Raw genomic sequence first — 26,761 nt, forward strand, 5'->3', positions numbered from 1 at the left:
GCGCTCTCATGGGCGCGGGCGCGCGGCGCGCCGGGCCGGGTCGGGCGGATCGGGCGGATCGAGCGGATCGGGCGGATCGTCGGGGGCGCGTCGCGCGCGGCGCGCGTAGGGGCGTCCGGTGGACGCCCGCAGCCTGAGGAGGCAGCGATGGCCAAATTCTTGTTCATGACCGGTGGGGTGGCGTCTTCGGTGGGCAAGGGCATCACGGTGGCATCCCTGGGCCGACTGTTCAAGAGCCGGGGCCTCTCGGTCTCGATCATGAAGCTCGACCCGTACATCAACGTGGACCCGGGCACGATGTCCCCCTACCAGCACGGCGAGGTCTTCGTCACCGACGACGGCGCCGAGACCGACCTGGACATCGGCCACTACGAGCGCTTCCTCGACACCGACCTGCACGGCTTCGCGAACGTGACCACCGGCCAGGTCTACTCCACGGTGATCGCCAAGGAGCGGCGCGGCGAGTACCTCGGCGACACGGTGCAGGTCATCCCGCACATCACCAACGAGATCAAGGCCCGCATCCTGGCGATGGACGCCGTGGAGGTGGACGGCGCGCCGGTGGACATCGTGATCACCGAGGTCGGCGGCACGGTCGGCGACATCGAGTCGCTGCCGTTCCTGGAGGCGGCCCGGCAGGTGCGGCACGAGATCGGCCGGGGCAACTGTTTCTTCCTGCACATCTCGCTGGTGCCGTACATCGGGCCGTCCGGGGAGCTGAAGACCAAGCCGACGCAGCACTCGGTGGCCGCGCTGCGCTCGATCGGCATCCAGCCGGACGCAATCGTCTGCCGCGCGGACCGGCCGATCCCCGACTCGATCAAGCGCAAGATCTCGCTGATGTGCGACGTGGACGAGGAGGCGGTGGCCACCGCGGCCGACGCGCCCTCGATCTACGACATCCCGAAGGTGCTGCACGCCGAGGGCCTGGACGCCTACGTGGTGCGCCGGCTCGACCTGCCGTTCCGCGACGTGGACTGGCACGCCTGGGACGAGCTGCTGCGCCGGGTGCACCACCCGAAGCACGAGGTGACCGTGGCGCTGGTCGGCAAGTACATCGACCTGCCGGACGCCTACCTGTCGGTGACCGAGGCGCTGCGCGCCGGCGGTTTCGCGAACGACGCGCGGGTGAAGGTCAAGTGGGTCGCCTCGGACACCTGCGAGACCGACTCGGGCGCGGCGAAGCAGCTCAAGGACGTCGACGCGGTGTGCATCCCCGGCGGCTTCGGCGTGCGCGGCATCGAGGGCAAGATCAACGCGGCCAGGTACGCGCGCGAGCACAAGCTGCCGACCCTCGGGCTGTGCCTGGGCCTGCAATGCATGGTCATCGAGGCCGCCCGGCACCTTTCCGGGCTTGAGGGCGCCGGTTCCGCCGAGTTCGACGAGAACCCCGAGCACCCGGTGATCTCCACCATGGCGGACCAGGTGGACATCGTCTCCGGCGACGGCGACATGGGCGGCACGATGCGGCTCGGCCTCTACCCGGCGGAACTCGCGGAGGGCTCGCTGGTGCGCGAGCTGTACCGCGAGGCGAAGATCGAGGAGCGGCACCGGCACCGCTACGAGGTGAACAACGCCTACCGGGAGAAGATCTGCGCCGGAGGCATCCAGTTCTCCGGCACCTCGCCGGACGGCCGCCTCGTCGAGTTCATCGAACTGCCCCGCGACGTGCACCCCTATTTCGTGGCCACTCAGGCGCACCCGGAACTGCGCTCCCGGCCCACCCGGCCGCACCCCCTGTTCATCGGCCTGGTGGCCGCCGCCGTGGGCCGCCGGAAGGGCAAGTAACATTCGCTCACATGCCGTCTACTGACACACCGTCCACCCTTGCCGACAGCCCGGAGCAGTGGCCGGTCGAACAGCGTGAGGACCTCGCCGCCGGCGGGATCACCACCTTTCGGCGCGACCGGGTGCGGACGCCTGCGGGGAGCGCTCTCGTCCGCGACTACATCCTGCACTCGGGATCGGTGGCCGTGCTCGCCCTCGACAATGAAGACAATGTGCTGATCATCACGCAGTACCGGCATCCGGTGGGCAGGCGCCTGGTCGAACTGCCCGCCGGTCTGCACGACCGGCGGCAGCGGGGCGAGCCGCCGCAGGAGGCCGCCGCGCGCGAGCTGTGGGAGGAGACCGACCTGCGGGCGGAGGACTGGCGTGTGCTCGCGGACTTCTACAACAGCGCCGGCTCGTCCGATGAGGCGACGCGGGTGTTCCTCGCGCGCGCAGTCGGCAAGGCGACCGGTGAAATGCATGTGCGCGAGGAAGAAGAGGCTCACATGGAGCAGCTCTGGGTGCCGTTCGACGAGCTGCTCCAAGCCGTACTCGACGGCCGGGTCACCACTGCGGCGACGGTGATCGGCGTGCTGGCGCTGGCCGCGGCGCGCGCCCAGCCGGGCGGCGTGGACGCGCTGCGGCCGGTCGACGCGCCGTGGCCTGCGCGCCCGTTCTAGCAATCGTAATGAAGCACGCCGTTTGATCTTCGAATCGAAGGCTTGTTTCGGCCTTCTCCATGAAGCAAGAGCCGGCGCTACGACACTTCGTCGACCGTTGCGGAAAACCTGACGCAGCGTGTAAGGCTCAGCGGCGTCCCCACGGACCGGTGCGCGGCTACGCTTTCAGTAGCCAGAGCACCGGTTTCTTCCGGTTTCGGCATGGTTTCCCGATAAGACCGCTGATTTCCGCCTCGAAGGACGAACGCCGTGAAGGTCGGTATCCCCCGCGAAGTCAAGAACCACGAGTACCGGGTCGCGATCACCCCGGCCGGCGTCCACGAGCTGGCCCGGGCGGGGCACCAGGTGTTCGTCGAGGCCGAGGCCGGGCTCGGCTCCTCGATCCCGGACGCGGACTTCACCGCCGCCGGGGCCGCGATCCTGTCCTCGGCGGACGAGGTGTGGGCCGAAGGCGACCTGATTCTCAAGGTCAAGGAGCCGATCGCCGAGGAGTACCACCGCATCCGCGGCGACCAGACGCTGTTCACGTACCTGCACCTGGCCGCGTCGCGTGAGTGCACCGACGCGCTGCTCAAGGCGGGCGTGACCGCGATCGCGTACGAGACGGTGCAGCTGCCGAACGGCTCGCTGCCGCTGCTCGCCCCGATGTCCGAGGTGGCCGGCCGGCTGGCCCCGCAGGTCGGCGCGTACAACCTGATGCGCTTCTCCGGCGGCCGCGGCGTACTGCCCGGCGGCGTGCCCGGCGTGGCCCCGGCGAAGGCCGTGGTGATCGGCGCGGGCGTCTCCGGCTGGCACGCCGCCACGATCGCCGTGGGCATGGGCTTCGAGGTGACCCTGCTGGACCGGGACATCGCCAAGCTGCGCGAGGCCGACCGGGTCTTCGGCAACCGGATCAAGACGGTCCACTCCAACGCCTTCGAGCTGGAGCGGGCGGTGCTGGGGGCCGACCTGGTGATCGGCGCGGTGCTGATCCCGGGGGCGAAGGCGCCGAAGCTGGTGAGCAACGAACTGGTCTCGCGGATGAAGCAGGGCTCGGTGCTGGTGGACATCGCGATCGACCAGGGCGGCTGCTTCGAGGATTCGCGGCCGACGACGCACGCGCAGCCGACGTTCCAGGTGCACGGTTCAGTGTTCTACTGCGTGGCGAACATGCCGGGCGCGGTGGCCAACACGTCCACTCACGCGTTGACGAACGTGACGATGCCCTACGCGGTAGAGCTGGCGAACAAGGGCTGGAAGGAAGCCTGCCGCACCGATCACGCGCTGGCGCTGGGCTTGAACACGCACGCCGGTGAGCTGACGTACACACCGGTCGCCGACGCGCACGGTCTGTCGTCACTCAAGCTCGACGAAGTCCTGGCCTGACACGCCCGCAATCGCGCGACAGCACTCTTCGGTACATCACACGAACGTCGGATACGCACTGTCTGCGGATGCACGCCGTCTTCGAATACACACGCTGGCCCGCACTCCGCTCTGGGAGTGCGGGCCACCGTTCGAACGCTTGTCCCTATTCCATTGCCGCTTCGGATTACTGCGGCGGCTGCTGCCCCGGGTGTGCCTTGAACGCGTCGGCGAAGTTGTTGAGCGTGCCGCCGGCGGCGGTGAATCCGAGATATGCGAACACCGTCGCGGCGATCCCGATGATCAGGCCGACGTAGGTCCCGAAATCCGGACCGATGCTGGCGTAGACGGCGGACTGGGAGTCGAACGTCAGCCACCGGATGAGGATGAGCACGGTCGCCAACAGCGACGCGGCGGCGAAAGCGGCGTATCCACCGCGGACGACGACGGTCTGCCCGAAGGCTGGCAGCGCGACGAGCACACCGATCGCCACGAGCAGGAGCAGCGGGAACCAGGCGTCGAAACCCGAGTTCCAGCCGCTCCAGCTGCCCGAGATGGGACCGACCGACCATGAGTACCACGGCAGGAACGTGTCGATGAGCGCGAGTACGCCGACTATCGCGAGGGCGCGCTCGTTGCGCCCGAGCTTCGTCAGATCCATGTACCCCTCCATAAGTGCGCGCCGACCGGCGTCAGCGAGCAGCCCGCTTCTCCTGTCAGCGAGTCGCCATACTTTTACAGCGTCGGGGCCTGTTGCGATAGGGGCCGTGAGCGAAACGTGCCCTTAAGGGCCGGCAAGATCACAGGTCGGTGCCGGCAACGACGGTATTTCCGGGCTTTCTGTGACCTGACGTCGAACGAGTCGACTTCCGCGGTTCGCTCAGTGACACACCGGCGGCCGATTCTGACGGGGCGCCAGGAACCGCCGCCGGCTTGACGATGGTGATTTGTCGACGAATACTCGCCGTGCTCCGCGCGTTGCTCCACTGGAGCGACCCCGCCTTGCTGTAATTGGAGGGTCGCGCCTAGAGTCAGTGTCACCATGGCGTCAGGGCGATGAATACATAGGTCGACAATTGACGCTTCCTCGGTGGACACTGCTGACGGTGGACACCGTGGCCACTGCTGTGGGGGGCACCTTCGGGGGGCTCGCCCCGCACAGGCAATTTGGGAGGATGACCGGCAGGTGAGCGAATCCACATACGCCGACTCTCGGACGGCGGCGCTCGCCGGAGGGAGCGGTCGAGGAGGAACGGTTGTGACCAGCGGTCCGTGGACCGGCGACGTCGAGATCGACGACCCGTACGGCATCGACGACGAACTGCGCTTCGAGGACGGCTTCGATCCGGACGCGGAGATAGAGCCGGACCCGGAGTACGCGGCGACGCTCGCCCCGGACCCAGCGACCCAGCGGCGTGAGCGCGTCGGCCCGACCGGCCGGCCGATGCCGCGTTTCCCCGCGCCGCGCCCGGCGATGGACCACGGCCCCGCGAAGATCATCGCGATGTGCAACCAGAAGGGCGGGGTCGGCAAGACCACCTCGACCATCAACCTGGGTGCGGCGCTGGCCGAGTACGGCCGCAAGGTGCTGCTGGTGGACTTCGACCCGCAGGGCGCCCTGTCGGTCGGGCTCGGAGTCAACCCGATGGAGCTGGACCGCACGGTCTACAACCTGCTGATGGAGCGGGGGGTGAGCCTCGACGACATCCTGCTCAAGACGGTCACCCCGGGGATGGACCTGCTGCCGAGCAACATCGACCTGTCGGCGGCCGAGGTGCAGCTGGTCACCGAGGTGGCGCGGGAGTCCTCGCTGGCCCGCGCGCTCAAGCCCGCGCTGTCCGACTACGACTACGTCATCATCGACTGCCAGCCCTCGCTCGGCCTGCTGACCGTCAACGCTCTGACGGCGGCGCACAGCGTGATCGTTCCGTTGGAGTGCGAGTTCTTCGCGCTGCGCGGGGTGGCGCTGCTGACCGAGACGATCGAGAAGGTGCGCGAGCGGCTCAACCCCGAGCTGGAGCTCGACGGGATCCTGGCAACGATGTACGACGCACGCACCGTGCACAGCCGTGAGGTGCTGGCCCGGGTGGTGCAGGCGTTCGGCGACCAGGTCTTCCACACGGTGATCGGCCGCACGGTGCGCTTCCCTGAGACCACCGTGGCCGGCGAGCCGATCACGTCCTACGCGTCGAGCTCGGTTGGCGCGGCCGCGTACCGCCAGCTCGCCAGGGAGGTGCTGGCGAGGTGCCCCGCCGAGTGAGGATGCCCGAAGCCGACGAACTGTTCCGTCCGACCGGCGCGGGCACGCACCGCCCCGGCGGGATAACCGGGGCGGGCCTGTCCGCCGTGGGCAGTTCGGCGCTCGCACCGCGCCCGGGAGCGGACCGGCTGCGCGCCGTGCCCGACCCGGTCGAGGAGCCGGGCGGCTTCGAGGAGCGGGACTTCGTGCCCGGCTACGAAGAAGCGCGCACGCCGGAGCCGCGCTCCGGTGCTGCCCGTGTGCGCGCGACCACCCGCGCCACGGGAACGGGATCGCGCGGCGCGACCGGCCGGGAGCGGCACGAGGAGAAGATCACCGTCTACGTCTCGCCGGAGGAACTGCTCGGCTTGGAGCAGGCCCGGATCGCGTTGCGTGCCGAGCACGGCCTCGCGGTGGACCGTGGCCGCATCGTGCGTGAGGCGATCGACCTGGTGCTCGCCGACTTCGCGGCCAACGGCGACGGCTCACTGCTGATCCGTTCGCTGCGGGGGCGCTGAGCCCCGGCGTAATACAGTGGGCGTGTGGAGCCGACCGAGCACGTACCGACGACGAGGGCCGACGCCGTGTCGCCCGTCGCGGACGGCTCGGTCGCCGAGAGCATGCCGGCCGGCGGCGAGCCGCTGACCGGGCGAGGCAGCAGGGCCGGCACGTTCCGGGTGCACCTCGTGGAGTTCGAGGGCCCGTTCGACCTGCTGCTCGGCCTGATCGCCAAGCACAAGCTCGATGTCACCACGCTCGCTCTGTCAAAGGTGACCGACGAGTTCATCGCGTACATCCACGGCAAGGGCCCTGACTGGGACCTGGACCAGGCCAGCGAGTTCCTGCTGGTCGCGGCGACGCTGCTGGACCTCAAGGCGGCCCGGCTGCTGCCCGCCGCCGAGGTCGAGGACGAGGAGGACCTCGCGCTGCTGGAGGCGCGCGACCTGCTGTTCGCACGGCTGCTGCAATACCGGGCGTACAAGCAGGTCGCATCGCAGCTGGCCGGACGTTACGCGCTGGGCTCGCTGCGCCATCCGCGGTCGGTGCCGCTGGAGCCCGCGTTCAAGGAGTTGCTGCCCGAGGTCCTGATCAGCCTGTCGCCGGAACAGTTCGCGGCGCTCGCGGTGCGCGCGATGACGCCACGTCAGCCGCCGACCGTCTCGATCGAGCACATCCACCAGATCCAGGTCTCGATCCGCGAGCAGGCGAACCTGATCGCCGAGAAACTGCGCAGGCTGCGCACCGCGACCTTCCGCACGCTGATCGCCGACGCGCCCGACACGATCCACATCGTCGCCCGGTTCCTGGCGCTGCTGGAACTGTTCCGCGAGAAGGCCGTCGGCTTCGACCAGGTCACCCCGTTCGGTGAACTGACGGTGCGTTGGACCGGCAGCGACGAGGGCGAGATCGATCTCGACGAGGAGTTCGAGGGCGATCCGGCCCGCCGGGAGCAGCCCGACGAGTCGCACGACGAGCGGCAGGACGAGCAGCCCGACGAGCCACATGGTTCAGACGAGCCAGACAGTTCATGGGCACAGTCTGTGGCCGTGGTTCCGGCGCAACGCACGCAGGAGGCAGCTGAATGACGACCAACGGCGATGCCCCGAACGGGGGCGGCGCGGCGTTCTGGGCGGCTCTCGGCGTGCGGATAGAGCCCGAGCCGGAACACGAGTTCGCAGCAGGAGAATCCGAGCCGGAAGAAGCCGAGTCGGCTGCGGATGCGTATGGCATGTATGCCGCCGCCGATGACGCCGCCGCAACTGACGTTGTCTCCGATGACATCACTGACAACTCATCAGCTGACGACGCCGAGGCCTCCGACCCTGACGTCTCTCACACCGAAGCCCCCGGTCTCGGTCCTGACAGCACCATCGTCGCCGTCATCCCGGCGCAGGCACAGGCCTCGCTCGACGAGATCGAGCCGCAGCGGGGCGACGTGGTCGACGGGCTGGTCGCGCTCAACGAGTCGCTGGCCGAATCCCGCCGCGCCCGGGAGGACGTCCCGGCCGTCGAGCCCGCTTGGCAGCTGGCCGGAGACGTCTCCGGGCCGCTGCCGCCGCTCAAGACGTGCCTTGAGGCGATCCTGATGGTGGTCGACGAGCCGGTCACCGACGTCGTGCTTGCCCAGGTGGTCGAGCGCCCGAAGGACGAGGTCGCCGAGGCGCTGCGTGAGCTGGCCGAGGAGTACGCTGCGCAGGGCCGCGGGTTCGAACTGCGCGAGGTCGGCATCGCCGACGGCGCCCACGGGAGCCGGGGCCCCGGCGCGACGGGATGGCGTATTTACTCGCGGCCCGAGTGCGCTCCGGTGGTCGAGCGGTTCGTGCGCGACGGCCAGCAGGCCAAGCTCACCCAGGCCGCTTTGGAGACTCTGGCCGTGGTGGCCTATCGTCAGCCGGTCAGCCGCTCGAAGGTGTCCGCGATCCGCGGGGTCAACTGCGACGGCGTGATGCGGACCCTGATCGCGCGCGGCCTGGTGGAGGAGTGCGGCACCGAGCACGAGACCGGGGCGCTGCTGTACCAGACCACCGGGTACTTCCTGGAGCGGATGGGCCTCAAGGGCCTCGACGAGCTGCCGGATCTGGCCCCGCTGCTGCCCAGCGCCGCCGAGATCGAGGACGAGAACGAGGCCTGAGCCGCCGACCGGGCGCGTGCACGAGCCCGAGCGGCGGACACATATGCGTGTACGGATGTACCTGTGATGGAGACGAAGATGGAACGGCGCGCAGCGCCCCTGCACGACCCGAACGAGGAGGGCGTGCGGCTACAGAAAGTCCTGGCCGCCGCCGGGGTGGGCTCACGCCGCACCTGCGAGGACCTGATCGAGCAGGGCCGGGTGGCGGTCGACGGCAAGCCGGTGCGCTCGCAGGGCATGCGGGTGGACCCGGAGAAGGCGGTCATCCACGTCGACGGGATGCGTGTCGCGTCGTCCGCCAACGCGGTCTACCTGGCCGTGAACAAGCCGATCGGCATGCTGTCCACGATGGCGGACCCGGAGGGCCGCCCGAACCTCGGCGATCTTGTCGAGGGCCGGGCGCAGCGGCTCTTCCACGTCGGCCGCCTCGACGCCGAGACCGAGGGGCTCATCCTGCTGATGAACGACGGCGAGTTGGCACACCGGCTCACGCATCCGTCGTACGGCGTCAAGAAGACGTATCTCGCGCAGGTAGAGGGCGTCATCCCGCGTGGCTTGGGCAAGCGGCTGCGTGAGGGCATCCTGCTCGAAGACGGCCTCGCACGGGTCGACAGCTTCAAGATGGTGGACGCGGTCGGCAGGCAGGCGCTGGTCGAAGTGGTGCTGCACGAAGGCCGCAAGCACATCGTGCGCAGGCTGCTGGCGGAGGCCGGGTTCCCGGTCAACCGCCTGGTGCGCACGCACTTCGGACCCGTCGGGCTCGGCGAGCAGCGCCCCGGCAAGGTACGCAGCCTGACTCAACAGGAGATCGGCGCGTTGTACTCGGCAGTCAAGATGTGATCAGCCAAGATGCAATCGGCCAAGATGTGATCATCGGACCTTCACTAAACAGGTCGCGAGCGAAGGAACTGCTGCCCTGCGGTCACGTTTTCCGCGGCATGGCCGCGAGCGTCGAGTAGAGCTCGCTGAGCTGCGTCAGGCACTGTTCGGCGTCCGGCCACTCGCCTGCGCGCTCACGGCCCATCGCGGCGAGCCTGGCTCGCTCGCCGGGGTTCTGCACGAGGCGGGTCACGGCAGCGGCGAGCGCGTGCGGATCGCCCGGCGGGACGAGGATGGCCGCGTCCCGCGCAAGCTCCGGCGTGCCGCCGACCGCGGTGGCCACCACCGGCACGCCTGCGCGCATCGCCTCCTGGACCGCGAGCGAACGAGCCTCCCAGGTGGAGGACATCGCGAGCAGGTCGGCGGCGGCGAGGAGGTCGGCGATATCGGTGCGGTGCCCTAGCAGCGTCGCGTCGAGCCGTAACGCATCGATCTGCGCCTGAAGCGCCTCACGCAGCGGACCACCTCCTGCGATCACCAAGCGCGGCGCGGACGTCGGCGATCCGGTGGGATGCGAGTCGTTCTGCCAAAGCTGTGCCGCGCGCAGGAGAGTCGCGTAGTCCTTCTGCGGCGCGAGGCGGCCGACCGCCAGTACCAGGATCCGCTCATCGGCACGTTCACCGCCACTTTCACCTCCACGTTCACCGCCACCGTCACCTGCGTCCGCGCCGACACCGAGTTCGGCGCGCACTTGCGCGCGATCCTTCGTCGGTGGAGGCAATGGCGGCGCCGGAACCGGGCAGTAGCGCGCGTCACGGGCACCGAGGGCGCGCGCACGCTCGACGAGGTCCGCTGAGGCGCCGAGCACGACATCCGCACGCAGCACGGCCAGCTTCTCTAGGCCGGTCAGCAGCCGGGATCTGACGCCGGAGGCGAGAATCGCGTTGTGCAGCGTGACCACGCTCGGCGTGTCGCGGCGAGCCAACGCCATCCCGGCCAGCGCGCCCGCTCGCACACCGTGCGCGTGGACGACGTCGGCTCCGTCGACCGCAGAGCGCAGAGCCCTGACGATTGTCGCCCCCCTGGCGGGGTTGACCGCGCCGGTGATCGGCACGGGCCTGAACTCGGCGCCGACCCGGGTGAATCCGAAGCGCTCCCCGGTCTCTGCGGGCGCCGCGACGCTCACCCGGAAGCCGCGCTCGACCAGCCCGGCCGCCAGATCCCGCACGTACACGCCGATGCCGCCGGTACTCGCGCCGAGGACCAGCGCGATGTGCAGTGTCATGGGGACTCCGGGCACGGTGCCAGTATCATCCGGGTCAGTGCCATCCAAACCAGTGCCATCCGGGCCGGTGTCATTCGGGCCGGTGTCATTCGGGCCAGCGCCATCGGTATCGGTGTCATCTGGGCTCCTCGGCCCTGCCCGCGTACCAGCGCCGCAGCGCGCGTTCGAGCAACCGCCGCAGATCGCCGTCGTCGAGGGCGAAGAGCACCATGGCGAACACCCCCACGGCGACGAGCGCGCACAGCAACGCCGTGCCCAGCGCCGCGGCGGAGCCGGTCGGGCCGATCCAGCTCGCGACCAGCCAGCCCGCCGCACCCGCGGCCGCCGCGGCCAGCGTGCCGACCGCGGCGGCGCCGGGCAGCCCGGCGAAGGTGCCAGGCCCGCAGTGCCGTCGCGTGGCGCCCAGCAGCATGATTCCGGCGACGGTCATCCCGCAGGCGTTGCCGAGGCCGAGCGCCGCGACCGCCTCGGTCGGCGGGAAGCGCCAGACCAGCACGACGTCCGCGGCCAGCACGGTCAGCCAGCCGACCACCGTGGCCCAGGCGGCGTCCCGGCCGTGGCCGTTCGCGTAGAGGACGCGGCCGAGGTGCGCGATCGCGGCGTAGCCGGGCAGCCCGAAGGCGAAGGCGAGCAGCCCGTGGGCCATCATTGCCGGCCGCGGACCGGTCGGCGCCGCGATGAACAGGTACGCCATCGGCCACGCGGTCGCCACCAACAGCGCCGCGCCGCCGCATGCGGCGATCATCACCGCGCGACTCGTCGTCGCGACACCGGAGCGGAATCCGGCGAGATCGCCGCTGTCCGCGCGCGCCGCCAGCTCAGTGAAAGCTGTCGTCGCGATCGGTAACGCCAGCACCGCGTACGGGAGCACGAACACCGCCCAGCTGAACGTGTAGACCGTCAACGAACCGGTTGCCACGTACGTATGGCTGGTAAGAAGCACCACACCGAGCACCACGACGTTCTGCGCGGCAAGCGTTGCTATTCCCGCTGCGGCGAGGTGCCGCGCGCGGTGGGCGATTCCGGCCGGGAAGCGGAAACGCGGCCGTAGGCGCAGGCCGCTGCTGCGTACGGCCGGCAGCAGGCTGAGTGCGAGCGTCGCGACGCCCAGGGTTGTGCCAAGTCCGAGAAACAGGTGCGAGGTGGTGCCTCGGGTACCCGGGCGGTCGCTCGCCGCGTCCGGGTCGAGCGCGCCGAACGTGAGGTACGTGGCGACCACGACGACGCTGGAGAGCAGCGGCGCGAGCGCCGGGGACAGGAAGCGCCGATCGGATTGCAGCGTGGCGGACAGCACGACGGCTACGCCGTAGAGCGGGATCTGCGGCAGGAAAAGCACCAGGAAGCGGCTGACCGTGGCGGCATACGCGCCGTGCGGAGTGTGGTCGCCCGCGAGCAGCACGCCGAGCTCCCCGGAGAACGCGATGCCGGCCAGGCTGAGCGGCACCAGTACCACGACGGTCCAGGTGAGCAGCGCCGAGATGATCGACTCCGCCTGCGCGCGCTCGCCGCGCGCGAGCGGTCCGGCCAGCAGCGGCACAGCGACGCTGGCCAGCGCGCCGCCGGCGACGATGTCGAAGACGGTGTTCGGGACCTGGTTCGCGATGTTGTACGCGTCCGCGAGCGACTGCGTGCCGACGGTGTGCGAGAAGGCGAGTGTACGTAGAAAACCGACGGTCCGTGAGAGCACGGTGACAGCCGCAATCAGTGCGGCGCCGCCCGCGACGGTGCCAAAAGCCGCACGCCGTCGTGCCGCGCGCTCGGTCGTCTGTACACGCGTATCCGTCGATTGACCATCTGACGCAGCATCGACTTGCGTGTGATCGAGTCGTCCGCTGCCTTTCAACAGTGCCCTACCGCGCCAAACGGCGACGAGACGCGTGTCAACCGGTGCGACCGGCTGTACCAGCGGATCGTCGACAGAAGGCAGCGGGGCGGGGCTATCAGGCACGACGGCCTAATCCGTCCAGGGCACGCAACAGCGGGGTACTCGCGATCACCTTTGTGAACGATACCTTCTCGCTGGCCAGGTTCACGGCGGCCAGCGCGGCGGCACGCCAGACCAGGCCGGCCCGCGAGGCGGAGGCGACCGCCGCGGTGCCGAGGACCGCACCGAGCGCGTTCGCCCCGGCGTCGCCGAGCATGGCCCGCTCGTCGAGGTCCTCGGGCAGCAGGGCGAGCGCCGCGCCTAGGCCCGTGCAGCGTACCGCCAACGCGCCGGGCGTCGCACTGCCGCGCAGCAGCACCGCAGGCGCTGCTGCGATCGTCGCCGCCTTGATGGCGCGCCCCGGCCGCAGATCGAACAAGTTGACCGCGTTGGCCGCCGCCGCGATCGTGACGCCAGCGAGCAACTTGTCCACGATCGTGTCCTGCGGCCCCTGCCGCACCAGCGCACCGGCGAGCAGCCCGGCGGCGCCGATACCCAGGATCTTGACGCCTCCGGTGGTCAGCTCGCCCTTCGCCAGCGCACCGAGGTGGCCGCGCAGCCCGCGCTTGTCGCCGCTGCCATACAAGTCGTCGTATACGCCGAACGCTCCGGCGCCGGCCGCAGCGCCCACGGCCGCGGTACGCAGCGCCGGGGGCACGCCGGGGACGATGGCCAGGGCCGCCGCCGCGCCGGCTGCATACGCCGGGCCTTCGAGCAGGGTGACCGGTTCACCACGATGGTTGACCCGGTTCCACAGCTTGGGATCGCGGCCCGCGCCGCCGCCCTCCGTCACGGCACCGCGCGCCGCCGCGAAGGCGAGGCGGGCCGCCGTGGCACCCACCGCCGCCGCGACGACACCGTGGACAAACGGGCTTTTCGAACGTGACCGTGGCCTTATGAGCGGCTGTAAGCTCGCCCGCCGTTGCGCGTCGGCCGACCCTAGGCCGCCGGCCATGGTCAAGTTCGAAGAGGTGACCAACGCCTTGGCGGCGACCCTGGCAGCGATTCCCATGAACCTGGTCCGTCCGTTCTATCTCTGTCCGTCCTTACCCGACGCCGGGCGAGGGTACCGCCGGCAGGCTCGGAAGCTTGGGCAGCAGACCGTCGGTCGAACCGGTCGTCCCGTAGTGCCCGGCGGCGGCCTGCGGATTCGCGCTCTCCTGATAGAGCACGAACACGACGGCGACCTGACCGGCCGTCTGATCCATGTCGTCGACCGTCGAGACCGTCCTGGCCGTGGTGGCGTTCTTCAACACCGCCGCGATCGTTCCGCCCTCCCCTGCCGCGACCGCGGTGCCGCCGATCACCGGCCCCACGCCGGATGCGCGCAGTGCCTGAGCAAGCGTCACATACGCGAGGGTCTCGGCATCCGGCGCCACCTTTCCCGGAGCGGCGATGAAGGCGGCGGTGGGTTTGGTCATCGAGGCGGCGTTAGGCATCACGGTCACGGTGATCACGCCTATGTCCCTGAACGCCTTGAGCGTCTTGATGGACCATTCGGGTGTCATTGTGGTCGGCGCGACGCTCGACGGCGGCGTGGTGTTCGGTCCCGCGCCGGCCTGCACGGTCAGCGCTTCGGAGAGCAGGTCCATCGCCTGGGTGACCGTGTCGTCACCGGCGAGGCTCTGCCCGGTCGGGGCGTAGTCCAACAGCAGCGTCGCGAGCTGGTCGGCGCTGGTGGGGTCGGTGAAGGCCGGGTTGATGGTGACGTCCGCGGTGATCGTCGCGGAGGCCTGCTTGGCCAGCGCGAGCACGGACTCGACGGAGCCCTGGTCGGAGCCCGCGGCGCGCACCACGACCACGTAGTCGTTGTAGAGCTGGTTGGCGACGAGGTTGTCCTTGGTCTCGTCGATGTAGTCCTGCAACTGCTTCTTCTGGGTGTCCAGCGTGCGGTTCTGGTTCTCCAGGTCGCTCTTGGCGTTGTTGGCGCTGGTGATCTGGCCCTTGAGGATGTCGATCTGCGCGCTGCTGAGGAACGAGGCGCCGAGCACCAGGCCGACCGTCAGCGCCAGGAAGACCGCGATGATCGACACCACGTGGTACCGGAAGTCGATCATGAGAAGAGCCCCTGTACCCAGAACACGAAGGAGTCCCAGTAACCGCGCAGGACCTCCCAGTACAGCCCGGCCAGCGGCGAGACCAGCACCGTGGCCGCGACGGTGACCACCGCGGCGCCGATGAGCAGCAGCAGCGAGGCGGTGGAGATCTGGCTGCGGTAGAGCCGGGAGACGCCCTTGGCGTCCACCAGCTTGCCGCCGACCCGCAGCCGGGTCAGGAAGGTGGAGGCCATGCCGCCGCGGCCCTTGTCCAGGAACTCCACCAGGTTGGCGTGCGTGCCGACCGCGACGATGAGCTTGGCGCCGTGCTCGTCGGCCAGCAGCATCGCCGCGTCCTCACTGGTCCCGGCCGCCGGGAACACCACGCACTGGCGGCCCAACCGGCGCAGCCGCTCCATGCCCGGTGCGCGGCCGTCCGGGTAGGCGTGCACGACCAGTTCGGCACCGCCGGCGAGCGCGTCGTCCGAGACGGAGTCCATGTCGCCGACGATCAGGTGCGGCCGGTATCCGGCCTCGATGATGGCGTCCGCGCCGCCGTCCACGCCGATCATGACCGGCCGGTACTCGCGGATGTACGGGCGCAGCGTTCTCAGGTCCTCCAGGAAGTGGTATCCACGCACGACGATCAGGACGTGCCGACCGTCGAGGTCGGTTCTCAGGCCGGGCACGCCCACGCCGTCGAGCAGCAGGTCGCGCTCCTTGCGCAGGTACTCAAGGGTGTTCTCGACGAAGGACTCCAGCTGCTCGGAGAGCCCGGCGCGCGCCTCCTCCAGCGCGGCGAGGACGCCCTCGGCGTCCAGCAGCCGCCCGGCGGCCAGCGGAGTGTCCCCGCGGAACAGCACGTTCCCCTCGACGCGCAGCCGTTCACCCTCCCGGGCCAGCGTCATCACCTGCGGTCCGACCCGGTCGATCAGCGGGATCCCGGCGGAGACGATGATCTGCGGCCCGAGGTTGGGGTAGCGGCCGCTGATCGACGCGGAGGCGTTGACCACCGCGGCGGGGCGGCAGGCGACCAGCCCCTCGGCGGCGACGCGGTCGATGTCCTGGTGGTCGATGACCGCTATCTCGCCGGCCTGGAGTCTTTTCGTGAGGTTCTTGGTACGCCGGTCGACGCGCACGATCCCGCCCGCGGCGGGTCCGGGCAGCGGCTCGGGCTCCGCCGGGCGCTGCGGGGCGCGCGCGGTCATCCTCATCGGGACAATCCTGCCAGGTCCGCGCGCTCTGGCACGCCCCGCCGCGTCACTGGTCAACGAGCTCGATCAACCCAGGGGAAACGTAGGCCCTATCGTCGCTCGGCGTGCGCGGCCGCCAACAACTCGTCGGCATGCGCCTGGCCGAGTTCGGAATCCTCCAGGCCGGAGAGCATACGCGCCAACTCGCGTCGGCGCTCCGCCTCACCCAGCACGGTCACACCCGACGAGGTGATCGAGCCGTCGCTCTCCTTACGCACCAACAGCTGCCTGTCCGCGAAAGCCGCGACCTGAGGCAGGTGCGTGACGACGATGACCTGTGCGGTACGCGCGAGCCGGGCGAGCCGACGGCCGACCTCGACCGCCGCCTTACCGCCGACCCCGGCGTCCACCTCGTCGAACACGAACGTCGGCACGGGATCCGCACCGGCGAAGACCACCTCGACGGCGAGCATCACGCGCGACAGTTCACCGCCCGAGGCGCCCTTCGCGATGGGCAGGTACGGCGCGCCGGGGTGCGGAGCGAGCCGCAACTCGACGTCGTCGATGCCGTTCGGGCCGAAGGCGACCAGCCGTTCGGCGCCGGTGTCCGGATCCGGGACCGGCAGGCTGTTCGCGGCGGGCGCGCCGTCCCCGTCGAGTGACAGTTCGCGCTGCGCCACGTGCACGGCGATACGTGCGTGCGGCATGGCGAGCTCGGCGAGCTCTGTCGTCACCGCAGCGGCGAACTTCTCGGCAGCCGCGCGGCGCGCAGCCGACACCTCGGCGGCGTAACCGGCCAGCTGCGCGCGTAGGGCATTGCGGCGCGAGCGCAACTGCTCGATGCGGTCGTCATCGTTCTCAAGCTCAGCCAGCCGCAACGCACCCTGCCCGGCCCAGGTCAGCACATCGTCAAGCGTCGGCCCGTGGCGGCGGCACAGATTCTCCAGGTCGCCGATCCGCTCGTTGACCACTTCGAGGCGCACCGGATCCGCCTCGATCCCGGCGAGATATCCGGCCAAATCCGTGGCAGTCTCCGTGAGCTGCCAGTACAGCTCCTCCAGGCGCGTGGCGATCGGGGCGAGCGCCGCATCGTCCGCACGAGCCTGGTCGATCACCCGACGAGCCGCGCTCACCAAGGACGACGCATCACCCGTACCGACGGCGTCGTCGGCTGCCACCAGCGCCTCATGTGCCGTCGCAGCCGCCGCACGCAGCGACTCCGCATTACCCAGCCGCTGCGACTCCGCGATCAGCTGCTCAAGCTCACCGGCGACCGGCTCCACCTTCTCGATCTCGGCGAGTCCGTAGCGCAGCGCGTCGGCTTCTCGCGCACGTTCACGCGCCTGTGTCGTCAGTTCCTCAAGCTCCGCAGCGGCGTCGCGGTACTCCCGGTACGCGGCGCGATACTCCGCCAACGGACGCGATACGGCGTCCCCGGCGTACCGGTCGAGCGAGGCACGCTGCCGTGCGGGTTGTAGAAGCCGTTGTTGCGCGGACTGCCCGTGCATCGCGATGAGGTCCTCGCCGAGATCGGAGAGCATCGACACCGGCACGGCCTGGCCGCCCAGATGCGCGCGCGAGCGCACCTGAGCGTTCGAGCCCGCACCCGATCCGGTGCCCGCCGTCTGGCTGCCGACTACCCGCGCGAGCAGCAGTTCCACCTGTTCGCTGCCGTCCGCCCCGGCCCCGACCGGGTCTATCGCCGCGCCCGCCTCCACGGCGCGGCGCGCGACGGAACCGCCGGCGGGGATCAGCACCCGCCCCTCGATGGTGGCGCGGTCCGCCCCCGGCCTGATCCGGGTGGTCTCGGCGCGACCGCCGAACAGCAGATCCAGCCCGCTGACGACCATGGTCTTGCCCGCCCCGGTCTCGCCGGTGACCACCGTGAAGCCGGGCGACAACTCCAACACGGCATCCTCGATCACCCCGAGGCCGCGGATGCGCATCTGCTCCAGCACACTGGTGAGATTAGCGGAACAGCCGGACAACGGGCCCATCCTTACCCGCCTCTTCGAACTCAACCAGGGCTCTGTGTGCAGCTGTAGGTTCGTCCGCCGCTACGCGTCGGCCGACGCTGCGCCGCGGCCCTGGCCAAGTTCGAAGAGGGTGCTTACCCACAGCCCCTCTGACGGGTGATCAGCCCTATTACGGTGCGGTGTTACGTGCCCGCCAGCCGTCCACCGGCAGCGCGAACTTCGCAACCAGACGATCGGTGAACGGTGCGTCATGCAGCCGTGCCAGGCGCACCGGCCGCTCACCACGGCGTACCTCAACGCGTGCGCTTCGCGGCAGGTCGAGCATCCGCCGTCCGTCGCACCACAGTACTGCGCTGCCTTCGGGGCTCGACCCCCAACCCTCCTCGATCTCGATGGCCAGCAGCGAGGTCGGCGCCACGACGAGCGGCCGGGCGAACAGCGCGTGCGCGGAGATCGGCACCAGCAGCAACGCCTCGACCTCGGGCCAGACGACCGGCCCGCCGCCCGAGAACGCGTACGCGGTCGAGCCGGTCGGCGTCGCGCAGACGACTCCGTCGCAGCCCCAGCGGGACAGCGGCCGGCCGTCGATCTCGATCAGGACCTCGATCATCCGTTCCCGTGAGCGCTTCTCCACGCTGGCCTCGTTGAGCGCCCAGGTGCGCCCGACCGCCTGGCCGTCCTGAAGCACCGTCACGTCGAGGGTCATCCGCTCCTCGACCCCGTAACGCTGCTCGACGATCCGCTCGACCACCTCGTGCAGGTCCTCAAGCTCCGCCTCGGCCAGAAAACCGACCCGGCCGAGATTGACCCCGAGCAGCGGGATGCCGGCCGCGCGAGCCAGTTCCGCGCCGCGCAACAGCGTGCCGTCGCCGCCGAGCACGACCACCAGTTCGCAGTCGTCCACGGCGTCCTCGGAGTCCGGGACGATCCGGGCGCGAGGCCCGAAGTCCACGCCGTCCACGTCGCCAGCGAGCACCCGCACCTCGATGTCCGCGGCGGACACCCAGTGCGCGACCTTGTGCGCCGCGTCCTTCGCCTCGGCTCGCCCGGTGTGGGTGATCAGCAGGACGCTGCGCTTCGCGCGTTCACCGTCCCTGTCCTCGCCCGTCACGCACGCTCCCTATGATCGTGGTCATCGCTCATCCCTGTACCCGCTCATCACGCCCTACCGGCGCCCCAGCACGCCCGGCGGGCCCCTGCGCGATTGCACGCGCCACCTCGTCCTCGGCGAGCGGTGGCGCCCCGGCGCGCAGCCACACGAAGTACTCCACGTTGCCACTCGGCCCCGGGAGCGGGCTCGCGGTAACCCCGAGCACACCGAGCCCCAGCGCCCATGCGGCGGCGGCGACCGTGCGCACGGCGTCCGCGTGCAGCGCCGGGTCACGCACGACGCCGCCGGAGCCGAGGCGTTCCCGCCCGACCTCGAACTGCGGCTTGACCATCAGCGCGAGGTCGGCCGCAGGCGCCGCACAGCGCACGAGCGCGGGCAGTACCAGCGTCAGCGAGATGAACGAAAGGTCGCCGACGACAAGTTCCGCCGACTCGCCGCCGATCTGCTCCAGCGTCAGATCGCGCACGTTGGTCCGATCCACCACGACGACACGCGGATCGGTCCGCAAACGCCAGGCGAGCTGCCCGTAACCCACATCCACCGCGACCACCTGCCGCGCACCGGCTCGCAGCAGCACGTCGGTGAACCCACCGGTCGACGCCCCAGCGTCAAGGCAGCGCCGTCCCGCCACCGCAAGCCCGCGTGGCCCGAACGCAGCGAGCGCTCCCGCGAGCTTGTGCCCGCCACGCGATGCGTACTCCTCCTCCCCGCCTGCGGCCCCGGCCACGACGATCGCCGCCGAGGTCTCGACCTGGCTCGCCGCCTTGCCCGCGGCCTGCCCGCCCACCGTGACCCGGCCGGCCGCGATCAGCTCGACCGCCTGTTCCCGCGAGCGGGCCAGGCCGCGCCGGACCAGCTCGGCATCGAGCCGCCGCCGTGCCTGTCCAGCCATCCGTGCACCCCGCCTAGCCTTAGCCGCGCCCGTGTCCGACTGTGCTTTCAACCGCTGCGCCCTCGACCACCGCGCCCAGAACCCGGGCGCTTCGAACCCCAGCGCCCGGAACCACCGCTACCGTCCCGCGTCGCGCTGGTCGATCTGCGCCAGCACATCCTGCAACCGCTGATGCACGCCGTCATACAAGTCCGCATGCGCCCCAGTCGGGGTCTCGCCCAGCACCCGCAGCCGTTCCAGGGCTACATCCACTTCCGGGTGGCCGGTGGGTTCCAGCTCCGGCACGACCATCTCCGCAGGCAATTCGGACCCCATACGCTGCGCAGCCGCGACCGCCGTCCCGGCCACCGCCACGTCCTCGCCGTCCATCTCCTGCCGTCCTTTTCCCTGCGCGCCGACCGTGCATTATCCACCCGACGGTACCGCGCCGCGCACGTCGTCGGTTGTAAGGTGGCCACCCATGGCGACCAAGAACGAATGCGCCGAGGCCCTGGACCGGTTGGCGACCAAGCTCGGCGGGCTCGATGACGAGCACCGCGAGCAGCACCGGTTGGAGCGGACCGTCAGCTGCCGGATCCCGGATCTGGACACGACCTTCCACGGCACGCTGAAGGACGCGCGGCTGCTGAACGTGAAGTCCTACGACAACGGCTCGGCCGCGCCAGGTGCGCAGATCCGGTTGACCATCCCGAGCGACGACCTGCTGAAGCTGGTGGACGGCCGGCTGAACTTCGTCTCGGCCTGGACGGCCGGCCGGATCAAGGTCAGCGCCTCGTTCGGCGACCTGTTGAAACTGCGCAAGATCTTCTGACGGTAGTCCGCCGCTCCCGCCGCAGGCTCACCAGCGACTCACCCGCCTCGACGGCACTTCACCCGCGCCAATCCACCAGCCGCTCAGGCTCGATCAACCCGCGCAGGTCCGCAGCCACATAGGTCGGCCAATGCTCCTTCGGCGCGTCACGCAACTGCTCCAACCGGGTGACACCGGTGAGCACCAGCAGCGAGTCGACCCCGACCCGGTTCGCACCCTCGATGTCGGTGTCCAGTCGATCGCCGACGACCAGTGGACGCCGCGCACCGGTACGCAATACCGACTCGCGATGCAGCGCAGGTTCCGGCTTACCCGCAACGGTAGGCCACGTGCCCGTTGCCGCCGCGACCGCGCCTACCAGCGCACCATTGCCCGGCGCGATCCCCCGCGCAGTCGGCATCGTCCTGTCCGTGTTCGCGGCGAACCACGGCACGCCGCGTTCGATGGCGTATGCGGCCTCCGCGAGGTCCTTCCACGACGTGTCTGGCAGATACCCCTGCACGACCGCCGCCGGGTCGTCGTCCGCGCTGCTGACCAGCGCCAGTCCATGCCCCAGCAGCGCCTGCCGCAGCCCTTCTCCGCCAATCACCAGCACACGAGCGCCCCGAGGCACTTGCTCCGCGATCAGCCGCGCGACCGCCTGCGCCGCCGTGACGACGTCAGTCGTCTCCACAGCAAGCCCGAGTTCCCGCAGATGCTCGGAGACGGCCTCCGGGGTGCGTGATGCGTTGTTCGTGACGTATGCGAGCCGCATCCCCAGATCGGCGGCCGCCATCAGCGACGACACAGCGTGCGGTACGCCGTCCGCGCCTCGGTACACCACTCCGTCAAGATCGAGAAGCGCCGTGTCATACGACGCAGCGAGCGGCTTGTTTACCGCTCGCCGATCCGCATTCGACGCCGTCGATTCGTCCGCCCCGCCACCGATGTTCGTCACAACAACTGATTTTCTCACGGGCTCCCGCCCGCTCGATCTACTCCCCACACACGACGAAACAAGCATCACAAAGCCAGCGGGTCTACGAGTGCCCCTGCTTGCCCGCACCCGACCGAGAGCGCACAGTCGCCCGCGCCCCACGCAACGCCTGCGTGTAGTAACGCACGTCGGGCCGCATCGCCGCAGCCTGCGCGAGGTGCTCGACGGCGAGTTCGTAGTCGCCTAGCCGTGCGGCTGCCAGCCCCCAGCCGAACTGTGCATAATCGTCGCTCGGGTTGGACTGCGCGAGCGTTCTGAACGCGTCCGCAGCTTCGCGGTACTGCTCCGCGTCGAACTGTGCCCGTGCCAGTGCCTCAAGCACCGACCGCGAGCGCGGGACACGGTCGGCCGCACGCGACAGCAGCTGTGTCGCTGCGGCGGGATTGCCGCTGTCGAGCATCTGGACGCCGCGCTGATACCAGTCGTAAGCCTCTCCGGAGAGGGTGGAGTCGTCGAGCGGCTCGGTTTCGCCGGCCCGCTGCTCGTCCGATTCGTTCCCGTGCCACTGCGCTTCCTCGGTCACTTCGCGCCTCCCGGAGTTGCGTCTGCCGCTGTTACCGCTGTTCCTGTTTTTTCCCCGAGCGGTCGTGGCCGCCCGGTCGTCGTGGTGCCTTACCCGTCGGCGGCACCCCATAGCATTTGCATATGAACTCTGCCCCGGAGGCCGACGACCGGCGCGCCCACGACAAGGGACGGCTCGCGCTCGTCCCATTCCGCGGGCTGCGGTTCGCGCGCGCCAGGGTTGGCGACCCGGCGGCAGTCATATCGCCACCGTACGACATGATCGACCCAATCCAGGCACATCGACTTGCCAGAAGCGGCGCACATAACGTCGTTCGGCTGATCCTTCCGGAGCTGGACGAGCCGGACACCCGCCTGCGTTACCGGCGCGCCGCCCGCACGCTGCACGAGTGGCGTGAGGAAGGAGCGCTGGTCCTGGACCCGGAACCGGCGCTGTACGTCTACGAGCAGACCGGTCCGGCGGGCCTGCAACGCGGCCTGATCGGGGCGTTGAAGCTGCCGAGGGACGACTCGGGGCCGGTGCTCCCCCACGAGGACGTCGTCGACGCCGTCGTGGCCGACCGCCGGGCGCTCATGCACGCGCTCGGGGCGAATCCCGAGCCGATCCTGCTCACGTACGAGGGCGGCGGCCCGGCCTCCGATCTGGTCGAACAGTATGCCGCCGGCCCCGACCCGATCGTCGACGCGGCGACCGCCGAGGGCACCCACCACCGTCTCTGGCCCATCACCGCCTCAGACGAGCACGCAGTCATCGCGGCGGACCTGGCACAGCGCCGCTCCCTGATCGCCGACGGCCACCACCGCTACGCGGCGTACCAGCGCCTGGCCACGTTGGGCAGGCCGGGCAGCGACCACGGCCTAGCGCTGCTCGTCGATTCGAAGCGGCATCCACTCCACGTCAAAGGCATCCACCGCTGGATCCCCGATCTCCCGACGGACCCGGCGATCGAGGCGGCAGGCAAGTGGTTCGACGTGAAGCCGGTGGAGGGCGGGTACCGGGCGGCCCAAGCCGAGTTGGCGCATATCCCGCCGAACCGCATCGCGTTCGCCGCAGTCGACGGCCAGCGCGCCTGGCTGATCTCAGATCCGCAACCCGAACTCCTCACGGAGGCGGTCCCCCACGACCGCCCCGAAGCATGGCGGAGTCTCGACGCGACGGTGCTGCACGCGGCGCTCGCGCAGAAGGTCTGGGGCGTAACCGACACGGCCGACCACATCAGGTTCGACCACGACGCGAAGAACGCGGTAATCGAGGCGCACCGTCACCACGGCCTCGCGATCCTGCTGCGACCGGTCGCCGAGTCCACCGTGCTCGACCTCGCGGCCGCCGGAGTACGCATGCCCCGCAAGTCGACCGCATTCGCGCCCAAGCCGGCCACCGGCCTAGTGCTACGCCTCCTGGACGAGCTGAACTGATCCCACCGGAGCCACCCCTCCTGCCATCATCACCCCGCCCACGCCACACACCCATTACCGCCCCGCCATCCCACGCAGCCATTCCCCGCCCCACCAACATGCGCCGATAACAAGAACGAGCGGACCCCACCAGGAGCCCGCTCGCCTCGTTCGCCACCGCAATCTGCCGCTACCGCCTACTATCAACTACCTACTGCGGCCTACTGCTCTTCGTCGTTCTCCAGATCAGGCCCGACCGGCTTGTCATCATCAGAGTCCTTGACGACTTCGCCGTCGGCGTCTTCCTCGTCCCCATCCTCGCCGTCTTCGTCGTCGTCCTCTTCGTCATCAAACTCATCGTCGAGCTCGTCATCCGACTCGTCGTCATCGCCGTCGAGCTCGTCCTCGTCGACCTCATCCTCGTCCTCGTCGAACTCTTCCTCGACGTCTTCGAAGCTGAGACCGTCCAGCTCGGCCAACCGCTCGCCCGCTCCGGTCAACCCCTCGGGATCCACCTCGCTCGCACGCGCAAACCAGTCCCGAGCCTCGTCCTCCCGGTCGCTGTCGAGCAACGCCTCCGCGTAGGCGTAACGCAGCCGAGCGGTCCACGGCTCCGGCTGAGCAGGCGTAAGGTCCGCGCCCTGCAACAGCACCGCGGCCGCCTCGGGCTGGCCGAGGTCGCGCCGTGCCCCGGCCGCGACGATCCGCAACTCGACCTGCGTGGCCTTGTCCAGTTCCTTGGCTTCGGGAGCCTGCGCCATCTCAAGCGCCTTCTCCGGACGTCCAAGCCCGCGCTCGCAGTCAGCCATCACAGCCCACTGATGGTTGGACCCGGTGATCCGGCGGGCGGCCCGAAGTTCGGAAAGCGCTTCGGCGTAACGATCCGACAGATAGGCGGCGAGCCCGAGGGCCTCCCGCGTGGCGGCCAGACGCGGAGCGAGCTGCTGTGCAGCGCGGGCGTGCGCGTACGCCTTCTCGGGGTCCTCGTCGACAAGGCGCCCCGCCATCACCAGGTGGCCACCGACGAGCTGAGCCTTCATCCGAACGAGAGTCCGCAGTTCGGCACGGATGTCGGCACCCAGATCCGAGGTGTCGATGTCGTCGGGCAGTTCGAGCTCGTCGATACCCGGGACCGTGGGCTCTTCCCGAACGCTCTCCGCAGGCGCAGTCCGCTCGTCGCGGTGCGCGTCACGCTCACGATCCCGATCACCAAACCGAGGCCGATCATCACGACGCTGGAACCCGCGGTCCCCGCCACGATCCCGATCCCGGTCCCGATCGCCGAAACCCGGCCGATCATCACGACGCTGGAACCCACGATCACCGCCACGATCCCGGTCCCGATCCCGGTCATTAGACCAGGGCCGGTCGTCACGACGCTGGAACCCACTGCGATCATCCCGCCGCTGGAACCCACGGTCCCGATCGCCGAAACCCGGCCGGTCGTCACGACGTTGGAACCCACGATCGCCGCCGCGGTCCCCACCGCGTTCCCGATCCCGATCACCAAAACGCGGGCGATCGTCACGACGCTCAAAACCCCGATCACCACCCCGCTCACGATCCCGATCACCAAACCGAGGCCGATCATCACGACGCTCAAAACCACGATCACCACCACGATCGCGATCATTGAACCGGGGACGATCATCACGACGCTCGAACCCGCCCCGCCGATCATCCCGCTGCCCAAAACCCGGCCGGTCATCACGACGTTGGAACCCACGATCGCCGCCGCGGTCCCCACCGCGGTCCCGATCCCGATCACCAAAACGCGGGCGATCGTCACGACGCTCAAAACCCCGATCCCCACCCCGCTCACGATCCCGATCACCAAACCGAGGCCGATCATCACGACGCTCAAAACCACGATCACCACCACGATCGTCGCGGCGCTGAAAACCCTTGTCGCCGCCACGGTCACGCTGCTCGTAGCCCGCGCGACGTTCGCCATACGAGGGCCGGTCGCCGTACCGACCACGCGACGAGCCGGAGTCCCCACGTTCCTGGTCACGGTTGCGCTCGCCACCAGACCGGCCGGCGTTGCCGCCATCGCGCCCGCCTGCACCCGTGTTGCCGCCGCCGAAGCCGCCGCCACGCTGCTCGTCGTCACGCCCACGTCGCCCCTGCCCAGCGACGCGCTTGTTCCCCGTAGGTCGGCCCGTTGGCGGGCGGCGGGGACGGCCGGATGAGGAGGTGGACATGCGACTCAGGGCTCCTGTCGTGGTACTTCAGCAAAGGTACGCTTGTGAACACGTCACGCGAACGCACGGCGACGCACGCATCGGTCTATTCTCCCCTACGCGCCGATGCCCTGGCCAATCGAGCAAAGCCTGCAAGGGCATGCGCGCCTTGGCTTCCCCGTGGCTTCAACAAGCGTTCAAGACTCCGCACCGTTGTAGTGCACAAACACCACACACAAGCACAGGGGCCCACGACTGGAAATGGTCGTGGGCCCCTGTGCTTGTGTGTGGTGCGGCGGTGTCCTGCTCTCCCGCCGGGTGGCCCCGGCAGTACCCTCGGCGCTGGTGGGCTTAGCTTCCGGGTTCGGAATGGGTCCGGGCGTTTCCCCGCCGCCATGGCCGCCGCAACAACTGTGACAACACCCAGCACACTACCCGCGCACCCCGACCGTGTGGGTAGGGGTGTGGGGTGGGTGGGGGGTTGGTGAACCGGGTAGCGGATGCGAGGCACGCAGGAGTGTTGTAGAACGCGTGATGCTTGACGCGTGTGCTGCGTGACGTGTTGTGTTGGTTGGGGTGGGTAAGTCCTCGGCCTATTAGTACCAGTCCACTCAACCCCTTGCGGGGCTCACATGTCTGGCCTATCAACCCAGTGGTCTGTTGGGGGCCTTACCCCCACGGGGGGGTGGGAGACCTCATCTCGAAGCAGGCTTCCCGCTTAGATGCTTTCAGCGGTTATCCCTCCCGAACGTAGCCAACCAGCCATGCCCCTGGCGGGACAACTGGCACACCAGAGGTTCGTCCATCCCGGTCCTCTCGTACTAGGGACAGACCTTCCCAAGTCTCCAACGCGCGCAGCGGATAGGGACCGAACTGTCTCACGACGTTCTAAACCCAGCTCGCGTACCGCTTTAATGGGCGAACAGCCCAACCCTTGGGACCTACTCCAGCCCCAGGATGCGACGAGCCGACA

Annotated in this window: 24 protein-coding genes and 2 rRNA genes; 11 read left to right on the top strand and 15 right to left on the bottom strand. The window is 69.6% G+C overall.

The features are described from left to right. Positions 1-147 precede the first annotated feature (147 nt). The 3 genes from VGS97_RS06135 (at position 148) to ald (ending at position 3,815) form a co-directional block, all read left to right on the top strand. Complete coding sequence (locus tag VGS97_RS06135; RefSeq protein ID WP_326852266.1) at positions 148-1,788, top strand: CTP synthase; 1,641 nt, start codon at positions 148-150, stop codon at positions 1,786-1,788. Positions 1,789-1,799: 11 nt separating this feature from the next. Next, positions 1,800-2,450, top strand: a complete 651-nt coding sequence (locus VGS97_RS06140) for an NUDIX hydrolase (protein WP_326852245.1) — start codon at positions 1,800-1,802, stop codon at positions 2,448-2,450. Positions 2,451-2,699: 249 nt separating this feature from the next. Then, a complete protein-coding gene (gene ald / locus VGS97_RS06145) occupies positions 2,700-3,815 on the top strand; it encodes an alanine dehydrogenase (RefSeq protein ID WP_326852246.1) in 1,116 nt (371 codons plus the stop codon). A 166-nt stretch (positions 3,816-3,981) separates the two neighbouring features. Here ald and VGS97_RS06150 read toward each other — a convergent pair whose 3' ends face one another. Further along, positions 3,982-4,455 (bottom strand): hypothetical protein, encoded by a 474-nt coding sequence (locus VGS97_RS06150; RefSeq protein ID WP_326852247.1) that lies wholly within the window; start codon positions 4,453-4,455, stop codon positions 3,982-3,984. A gap of 630 nt (positions 4,456-5,085) precedes the next feature. On the opposite strand from VGS97_RS06150, the gene VGS97_RS06155 reads away from it, so the two are divergent. The 5 genes from VGS97_RS06155 to VGS97_RS06175 all read left to right on the top strand — a co-directional run bounded on the left by VGS97_RS06155 (position 5,086) and on the right by VGS97_RS06175 (position 9,505). Next, a complete protein-coding gene (locus VGS97_RS06155) occupies positions 5,086-6,054 on the top strand; it encodes an AAA family ATPase (protein ID WP_349262000.1) in 969 nt (322 codons plus the stop codon). 2 nt (positions 6,055-6,056) lie between these two features. Then, the gene (locus VGS97_RS06160; protein ID WP_326852268.1) at positions 6,057-6,551 is read left to right on the top strand and encodes a cobyrinic acid a,c-diamide synthase; all 495 of its coding nucleotides are present in this window, start codon (positions 6,057-6,059) and stop codon (positions 6,549-6,551) included. A 102-nt stretch (positions 6,552-6,653) separates the two neighbouring features. After that, positions 6,654-7,619, top strand: a complete 966-nt coding sequence (locus VGS97_RS06165; RefSeq protein ID WP_349262001.1) for a segregation and condensation protein A — start codon at positions 6,654-6,656, stop codon at positions 7,617-7,619. Positions 7,620-8,059: 440 nt separating this feature from the next. Further along, a complete protein-coding gene (gene scpB / locus VGS97_RS29440) occupies positions 8,060-8,665 on the top strand; it encodes an SMC-Scp complex subunit ScpB (RefSeq protein ID WP_349262002.1) in 606 nt (201 codons plus the stop codon). Between the two features lie 78 nt (positions 8,666-8,743). Continuing rightward, complete coding sequence (locus VGS97_RS06175) at positions 8,744-9,505, top strand: pseudouridine synthase (protein WP_326852250.1); 762 nt, start codon at positions 8,744-8,746, stop codon at positions 9,503-9,505. Between the two features lie 82 nt (positions 9,506-9,587). On the opposite strand, the gene VGS97_RS06180 is transcribed toward VGS97_RS06175, so the two are convergent. From VGS97_RS06180 to VGS97_RS06220, 9 genes are all read right to left on the bottom strand, one after another. Beyond that, positions 9,588-10,769: a glycosyltransferase family 4 protein gene (locus VGS97_RS06180; RefSeq protein ID WP_326852251.1), complete on the bottom strand. Its 1,182-nt coding sequence runs from the start codon at positions 10,767-10,769 to the stop codon at positions 9,588-9,590. 115 nt (positions 10,770-10,884) lie between these two features. Then, positions 10,885-12,456 carry a murein biosynthesis integral membrane protein MurJ gene (gene murJ, locus VGS97_RS06185; protein WP_326852252.1) on the bottom strand — a complete coding sequence of 524 codons (1,572 nt, stop codon included), beginning with the start codon at positions 12,454-12,456 and terminating at the stop codon, positions 10,885-10,887. 253 nt (positions 12,457-12,709) lie between these two features. Next, the gene (locus VGS97_RS06190; RefSeq protein WP_326852253.1) at positions 12,710-13,534 is read right to left on the bottom strand and encodes a hypothetical protein; all 825 of its coding nucleotides are present in this window, start codon (positions 13,532-13,534) and stop codon (positions 12,710-12,712) included. A 205-nt stretch (positions 13,535-13,739) separates the two neighbouring features. Beyond that, positions 13,740-14,750, bottom strand: coding sequence for a copper transporter (locus tag VGS97_RS06195; RefSeq protein ID WP_326852254.1), 1,011 nt, complete (start codon positions 14,748-14,750; stop codon positions 13,740-13,742). Beyond that, a complete protein-coding gene (gene steA, locus VGS97_RS06200; protein ID WP_326852255.1) occupies positions 14,747-15,943 on the bottom strand; it encodes a putative cytokinetic ring protein SteA in 1,197 nt (398 codons plus the stop codon). Before steA ends, VGS97_RS06195 begins: the two co-directional genes overlap by 4 nt. An 89-nt stretch (positions 15,944-16,032) precedes the next feature. Further along, entirely contained in the window at positions 16,033-17,868 is a 1,836-nt protein-coding gene (gene recN, locus VGS97_RS06205; protein WP_349262003.1) for a DNA repair protein RecN, read from the bottom strand. Between the two features lie 199 nt (positions 17,869-18,067). Then, on the bottom strand, positions 18,068-19,009 hold the full coding sequence (locus VGS97_RS06210) for an NAD kinase (RefSeq protein WP_326852257.1): 942 nt from the start codon (positions 19,007-19,009) through the stop codon (positions 18,068-18,070). Positions 19,010-19,037: 28 nt separating this feature from the next. Continuing rightward, entirely contained in the window at positions 19,038-19,901 is an 864-nt protein-coding gene (locus VGS97_RS06215) for a TlyA family RNA methyltransferase (RefSeq protein ID WP_326852258.1), read from the bottom strand. Between the two features lie 117 nt (positions 19,902-20,018). Further along, positions 20,019-20,270 (bottom strand): hypothetical protein, encoded by a 252-nt coding sequence (locus VGS97_RS06220; RefSeq protein WP_326852259.1) that lies wholly within the window; start codon positions 20,268-20,270, stop codon positions 20,019-20,021. A gap of 91 nt (positions 20,271-20,361) precedes the next feature. On the opposite strand from VGS97_RS06220, the gene VGS97_RS06225 reads away from it, so the two are divergent. Then, entirely contained in the window at positions 20,362-20,712 is a 351-nt protein-coding gene (locus VGS97_RS06225; protein ID WP_326852260.1) for an SCP2 sterol-binding domain-containing protein, read from the top strand. 58 nt (positions 20,713-20,770) lie between these two features. Here the strand turns inward: VGS97_RS06225 and VGS97_RS06230 are convergent, their stop codons facing one another. Both VGS97_RS06230 and VGS97_RS06235 read right to left on the bottom strand, forming a co-directional pair. After that, the gene (locus VGS97_RS06230) at positions 20,771-21,640 is read right to left on the bottom strand and encodes an HAD-IIA family hydrolase (protein WP_349262004.1); all 870 of its coding nucleotides are present in this window, start codon (positions 21,638-21,640) and stop codon (positions 20,771-20,773) included. A 91-nt stretch (positions 21,641-21,731) separates the two neighbouring features. Next, positions 21,732-22,211 (bottom strand): tetratricopeptide repeat protein, encoded by a 480-nt coding sequence (locus tag VGS97_RS06235; RefSeq protein ID WP_326852262.1) that lies wholly within the window; start codon positions 22,209-22,211, stop codon positions 21,732-21,734. 122 nt (positions 22,212-22,333) lie between these two features. Here VGS97_RS06235 and VGS97_RS06240 point away from each other — a divergent pair, with 122 nt between their 5' ends. Further along, positions 22,334-23,626: a DUF1015 domain-containing protein gene (locus VGS97_RS06240; RefSeq protein WP_326852263.1), complete on the top strand. Its 1,293-nt coding sequence runs from the start codon at positions 22,334-22,336 to the stop codon at positions 23,624-23,626. Between the two features lie 200 nt (positions 23,627-23,826). On the opposite strand, the gene VGS97_RS06245 is transcribed toward VGS97_RS06240, so the two are convergent. Continuing rightward, positions 23,827-24,645, bottom strand: a complete 819-nt coding sequence (locus tag VGS97_RS06245) for a hypothetical protein (protein WP_326852264.1) — start codon at positions 24,643-24,645, stop codon at positions 23,827-23,829. On the opposite strand from VGS97_RS06245, the gene VGS97_RS06250 reads away from it, so the two are divergent. Beyond that, positions 24,619-25,797, top strand: coding sequence for a hypothetical protein (locus VGS97_RS06250; protein ID WP_326852265.1), 1,179 nt, complete (start codon positions 24,619-24,621; stop codon positions 25,795-25,797). The two genes, VGS97_RS06245 and VGS97_RS06250, sit on opposite strands and share 27 nt — an antisense overlap. A gap of 281 nt (positions 25,798-26,078) precedes the next feature. On the opposite strand, the gene rrf is transcribed toward VGS97_RS06250, so the two are convergent. Both rrf and VGS97_RS06260 read right to left on the bottom strand, forming a co-directional pair. Then, positions 26,079-26,195 (bottom strand): 5S ribosomal RNA (rrf, locus tag VGS97_RS06255). 169 nt (positions 26,196-26,364) lie between these two features. Then, positions 26,365-26,761 (bottom strand): 23S ribosomal RNA (locus VGS97_RS06260); the annotation flags it as partial.

Origin of the sequence: Actinocrinis sp. (assembly GCF_035946395.1) — a bacterium.
Taxonomy (GTDB): Bacteria; Actinomycetota; Actinomycetes; order Streptomycetales; family Catenulisporaceae; genus Actinocrinis.

Bases quoted from the DNA above. Each gene is read 5' to 3' on its own strand.
- VGS97_RS06135 (WP_326852266.1), top strand. From the start codon at position 148: ATGGCCAAATTCTTGTTCATGACCGGTGGGGTGGCGTCTTCGGTGGGC.
- VGS97_RS06140 (WP_326852245.1), top strand. From the start codon at position 1,800: ATGCCGTCTACTGACACACCGTCCACCCTTGCCGACAGCCCGGAGCAG.
- VGS97_RS06150 (WP_326852247.1), bottom strand. From the start codon at position 4,455: ATGGATCTGACGAAGCTCGGGCGCAACGAGCGCGCCCTCGCGATAGTC.
- VGS97_RS06160 (WP_326852268.1), top strand. From the start codon at position 6,057: ATGCCCGAAGCCGACGAACTGTTCCGTCCGACCGGCGCGGGCACGCAC.
- VGS97_RS06165 (WP_349262001.1), top strand. From the start codon at position 6,654: ATGCCGGCCGGCGGCGAGCCGCTGACCGGGCGAGGCAGCAGGGCCGGC.
- VGS97_RS06175 (WP_326852250.1), top strand. From the start codon at position 8,744: ATGGAACGGCGCGCAGCGCCCCTGCACGACCCGAACGAGGAGGGCGTG.
- VGS97_RS06180 (WP_326852251.1), bottom strand. From the start codon at position 10,769: ATGACACTGCACATCGCGCTGGTCCTCGGCGCGAGTACCGGCGGCATC.
- VGS97_RS06195 (WP_326852254.1), bottom strand. From the start codon at position 14,750: ATGATCGACTTCCGGTACCACGTGGTGTCGATCATCGCGGTCTTCCTG.
- steA (WP_326852255.1), bottom strand. From the start codon at position 15,943: ATGAGGATGACCGCGCGCGCCCCGCAGCGCCCGGCGGAGCCCGAGCCG.
- recN (WP_349262003.1), bottom strand. From the start codon at position 17,868: ATGCGCATCCGCGGCCTCGGGGTGATCGAGGATGCCGTGTTGGAGTTG.
- VGS97_RS06215 (WP_326852258.1), bottom strand. From the start codon at position 19,901: ATGGCTGGACAGGCACGGCGGCGGCTCGATGCCGAGCTGGTCCGGCGC.
- VGS97_RS06220 (WP_326852259.1), bottom strand. From the start codon at position 20,270: ATGGACGGCGAGGACGTGGCGGTGGCCGGGACGGCGGTCGCGGCTGCG.
- VGS97_RS06225 (WP_326852260.1), top strand. From the start codon at position 20,362: ATGGCGACCAAGAACGAATGCGCCGAGGCCCTGGACCGGTTGGCGACC.
- VGS97_RS06240 (WP_326852263.1), top strand. From the start codon at position 22,334: ATGAACTCTGCCCCGGAGGCCGACGACCGGCGCGCCCACGACAAGGGA.
- VGS97_RS06245 (WP_326852264.1), bottom strand. From the start codon at position 24,645: ATGAAGGCTCAGCTCGTCGGTGGCCACCTGGTGATGGCGGGGCGCCTT.